Here is a 3115-nt window from a genome sequence, read left to right as displayed (position 1 = left end):
CGTGGATACCGTTCAAGTATAAAAGATGAAAGTTCATTGATAGAATCATTAATTTTAGGAATTCCAATTCCTCCAATTTTTTTATCTAATGATAGATATGAAGGAATAAAAGTTCTTAATGTTGTAGATGGGCAACATCGATTAAGAGCTTTCCATAGATTTTGTAAGAACAAATATAAATTAGTAGATATGAAGTTTTTAACAGATTTAGAGAATCAAAAATATGATGAGGTTCCTTTTACGACTAAAGAAATTATTTTAGGTTCAAAATTGTCTTCAATAGTTTTTGAAGATTTTCCCGGATTAGATTATGAATTAGAAATTTTCAGTAGATATAATAAAGGAACTAAACCGTTATCAAATCAAGACATAAGACATGCTGTTTATAATTCTAAACTTAATCATTATGTAAATAATTTTGTGAAAATGTTAATGGAAACTCATGAGAAAGAAGATTTAAAAGAAGCTTATAATGTTACTAAGGATAGATTTCAAAAAAAAAGAGTTCAAGAAAGTATTTTTGTGATTTTGAGTATATTGGAAAAAGGAATTAATTTAAAAAATTCTAATGCTCCGATTTATGCAGAAAATTATATGAAAGAAAAAAGTGAACTAGAAAATGAAAGCCCTGAGAAAGCAGAAGAAAATTTTTTGTTTGTAAAAAATAGATTTGAAGAGTTTAACAAAGTAATTGAAAAAATTTGTGAGTTTACTAAATACCCATTTTCGAAAGAAATATATGGCGTTTCAAGTAGAAATTATAAATTTCAAATGTCAACAGCTATGATTATATCGGGAATATTTAATAAAATGTTTGAGAAAAAATCTATGAAGGAAAATTTTAAAGATGAAAATTTAAAAAAAATCTTAAAGAAAATCTCTGATCTTTTAAAAGATTCTTATCTTGAAGATCCAGAATATACAGCCTCGTCAACTAATTCAATAAAAATAAAAGAATTGATTGAAAAATTTAATATTTAAAAGAAAATATGAATAAAATGAAATGTTTTTAATAAAAAGGAGACAGAGAATGAGTGAAAAAAACATAATAGACAAAACTAAAATCCCTATTACAAAAAAATCTTTATTAGAAGATTTGGAGGGTTTAGGAATAGAAAAAGGTGACACATTATTAGTTCACTCTTCTCTCTCTAGTTTAGGATGGGTATGTGGAGGAGCACAAAGTGTAATAATGGTTCTGATAGAGGCTGTAGGAGAAGAGGGGACTATTGTAATGCCAACTCACAGTGGAGATTGGAGTGATCCTGTTGAATGGGGAAATCCATCTGTTCCTGAAGAGTGGCATCAAATAATTTATGATAATATGCCAGCTTATGATCCTGACATCACTCCTACAAGAGGGATGGGAGGAATACCTGAATTATTTAGAACTTTCCCTAATGTTATACGATCAAGTCATCCCCAAGTATCATTTTGTGCTAGTGGAAAATTTAAGGAGAAAATAATAGCAAATCATCAATTGACTCCTCAATTTGGAATGGAGTCACCATTAGGAGTCTTGTATAATCTAGACAAAGCTAAAGTTTTATTATTAGGAGTAGGATATGATTCTTGCACTAGTTTTCATTTAGGAGAGACTCTCGTTGGAGATAAAGTACCTATGAAAAGAAATGGAACAGCAATGATGGTAAAAAATAAAAGATCTTGGGAATGGTTTGATGATTATGAATATGATGCAGATGATTTTCCAAAACTCGGGAAAGAATTTGAAGATAAGCATCAAGTAATAAATAAAATTATAGGAAATGCAGAGTGTAAATTATTTTCTTTAAAAGAAGCCGTCGATTTTTCAAAAGAGTGGTTGCTGGAAAATAGATAAGAACTTAAAAAATATTATAGCATCAATTAATGTTGAAAAAAAGGAGACAAAAACATGAAAATACTATGGTACGATACAGAAACAACTGGATTAACAGAAAACAGTGCGATGTTTCAAATATCTGGAGTAATAGAGATAGACGGTGAAGAAAAGGAGGAGTTTGATATCTTTTGTAAACCCCATGAGGGAGCAGATATATCGGAACAAGCCCTTGAAGTGACAGGGATGAGTCGTGAAGAATTAGAAAGTTTTCAATCTCCTAAAAAAGCTTATGAAGAATTAGTAGAGATTTTTTCAAAATATATAGATAAATTCAATAAAGATGATAAATTTATCATTGCAGGGCAAAACGTAAAATTTGATATAGATGTATTAAATAGATTTTTTAGGAGAAATAATGATAATTATTTAGGAAGTTTTCTCAACTATAAACAGGTATTTGATACTCTAAGTATATATATGGCCTTGGAAATAGCAGATGTAGTACCAAAATTAGAAAATCATAAGTTGGAAACTATATGTAAAATTATGGGAGTAAAACTAAGTAATGCCCATAATAGTCTGGCTGACGTAAAAGCTACTAAAGAAGTAGGAGACAAGTTACTTGAAGGGCTTAGAAGGATAAAAAAACAAAAGATAAAACTTTAAAAATAGGAATTTAATATAAAAATCTATCCCTTAAAAAGGGATAGATTTTTATAATTTTGTAATTTTATTTATGATATCAGAATCTATATCAATATCAAATTTTCTAGCAAAAAGTTTGTTAGAACCTTTTAATTTTGAATAATCATCCATAGTTAAAACTTTAGGATTAGGATTTCCCTCTGACCAATCGATATATACTATATTTTCACCTACAACGTTATCTTTAAATGGTGAATTCATAAGTAGTGTTTGGATAAAGTGTTCATCGGAGCAGGTAGTGGATTTAAATCCTTCTATCAATTTATCATCTATATTATTTAAAATATATTCTACAGCATCATTTGTTATGGTAAACCAAGAAGACCCCATATAGATATTTATATTATTAAAAAAAGGTTTTTTAATATTTAATAAATTTTGTAATTTTATAGATGTACTATTTATTTTGTTTAGTGGAAAGTTACGAATAGATTTACTCTCACTCCATGGGCTGTATCTTAGGATTCTCCAGTTATAGTTTTTATAGTCAGATGCTATATGGAGAAATTCACGGTGGATATCTTCCGATAAAAAACTTATAATCTCTGAATGAGATTTGATAGGTAGATCCTGTCCGCTTAGGAGGGT

4 protein-coding genes are annotated in these 3115 nt (G+C 28.6%); 3 read left to right on the top strand and 1 reads right to left on the bottom strand.

The features are described 5' to 3' along the window. From WBG30_RS12070 to WBG30_RS12060, 3 genes are all read left to right on the top strand, one after another. On the top strand, positions 1-981 hold a 981-nt coding region (locus tag WBG30_RS12070), incomplete at its 5' end, for a DUF262 domain-containing protein (RefSeq protein WP_424504911.1). 49 nt (positions 982-1030) lie between these two features. Next, a complete protein-coding gene (locus WBG30_RS12065; protein WP_424504910.1) occupies positions 1031-1840 on the top strand; it encodes an aminoglycoside N(3)-acetyltransferase in 810 nt (269 codons plus the stop codon). Positions 1841-1894: 54 nt separating this feature from the next. Beyond that, positions 1895-2488 carry an exonuclease domain-containing protein gene (locus tag WBG30_RS12060; protein ID WP_424504909.1) on the top strand — a complete coding sequence of 198 codons (594 nt, stop codon included), beginning with the start codon at positions 1895-1897 and terminating at the stop codon, positions 2486-2488. A 48-nt stretch (positions 2489-2536) separates the two neighbouring features. Here the strand turns inward: WBG30_RS12060 and WBG30_RS12055 are convergent. Next, positions 2537-3115 (bottom strand): beta-1,6-N-acetylglucosaminyltransferase (locus tag WBG30_RS12055; RefSeq protein WP_424504908.1); only part of this gene is annotated, 579 nt, incomplete at its 5' end.

The organism is Psychrilyobacter sp. (assembly GCF_049671765.1).
Lineage (GTDB): Bacteria > Fusobacteriota > Fusobacteriia > Fusobacteriales > Fusobacteriaceae > Psychrilyobacter.
This window is presented reverse-complemented; position numbering and strand designations above follow the sequence as displayed.

Excerpts from the sequence above, each read along its gene's own strand:
- WBG30_RS12065 (WP_424504910.1), top strand. The coding sequence starts at position 1,031 with ATGAGTGAAAAAAACATAATAGACAAAACTAAAATCCCTATTACAAAA.
- WBG30_RS12060 (WP_424504909.1), top strand. The coding sequence starts at position 1,895 with ATGAAAATACTATGGTACGATACAGAAACAACTGGATTAACAGAAAAC.